Origin of the sequence: Streptomyces sp. NPDC001530 (genome assembly GCF_042894545.1) — a bacterium.
Classification (GTDB): Bacteria; Actinomycetota; Actinomycetes; order Streptomycetales; family Streptomycetaceae; genus Streptomyces.
On sequence record NZ_JBIAVS010000079.1, the window covers coordinates 1 to 1,264 of the forward strand.

1 protein-coding gene is annotated in these 1,264 nt (G+C 67.8%); it reads right to left on the minus strand.

All coding sequences use genetic code 11. The features are described 5' to 3' along the window. A partial coding sequence (locus ACFY0T_RS50290) for an IS481 family transposase (RefSeq protein WP_388885994.1) occupies nt 1-1,099 on the minus strand: 1,099 nt, incomplete at its 3' end. Nucleotides 1,100-1,264: the final 165 nt, after the last annotated feature.

Consider the following 1,264-nt stretch of genomic DNA (forward strand, 5'->3'; position numbering starts at 1 on the left):
GCCCGCCATGCTCGACCGGCACCAGCCCATCCTGCAGCTCAGGCCCCTCCGTCACCACCTCGGCGGGCACCAGCTCAGCCGACTCCGCGGCAGGAGGCGCCACGACAGGAACCGTCCGCTGCTGCGGGACGAGCGAGAGCACCCCCGGCACCTTCAGGCCGAGCACCTCCCGCTCCTGCTCAGCAACCGGCGTGAACCGGTCCGCCGGGCTCTGCATCTCCAGCGCCTGATGCGGACGCGAGGAGTTGTACTCCTCCACCCACCCATCCAGCGCTCTCTGCGCCGCCTCGATACTCTCGAACGGACCGCAGCCATCGAGGAGTTCACGCCGCAGCGTCTGATGGAACCGCTCGACCTTGCCCGTCGTGGTAGGCGACGCCGGCTGGGTCAGCCGGTGCGCGATCCCGTTCTCCCGGCAGACCCGGTCGAACAAAACCTCACCGCCCTGCCCGAACCGGTCGGTGAACTGCTTGCCGTTGTCCGTCAGCACCTCCTCCGGCACCCCGAACACCCGCAAAGCCTCCACGAACGCCGAACACACCGCCCGCCCCGTCGCCCGGACCACCACCGACGCGATCACGCAATACCGGGAGTGATCGTCCACACCCGTCACGACCTTGGCCTCGGTCAGCTCCCCGGTCAGCAGGTCGACCAGCATCACCCCACCGACGATGTCCATCTGCCACAACTGCATCGGCGCATCCCGCTGCCAGCGCTTGTAATCCGCACGCCGCCGACGCCGAACACCCGGCTCCACCAAGCCATGCCGCACCAAGATCCGATACACCGTCATCCGCGACGGCACCGGCGCCACCGCCCCAGAACGCTCCAGCACATGAGCGATCCGCCGCGGACCCCAGCGGGGATGCTTGCGCCGCAACTCGCACACCGCCGCCTCCACATCCGCAGAGGCCTGATGCGGACACGAGGCCGGCCTACGCGACCGATCCGCCAACCCCGCCAGACCCGAGGCGGCATACCGCGACTTCCACCCACTCACCGTCTGCCTGGACACGCCCAGTTGCGCGGCGACCTCCGTCACCGTCGCACCCGCCAGCACCGCAAGCACAGCCCGGTATCTCTGCTCGACAACCGACAACTCCACCAGCGCCAATCCCGGCCTCCTGCCACACGCCGCAACGACGCGCACAGAAAAGCCGATCACGGCCACTGTCAACCATCAGCTGGGACCGAAGTGTCAAGCATCTCCCGGGACCGGACAGAGAAGGGCACAACTTCGAGTTACAACTTTCTCTACTGGCTT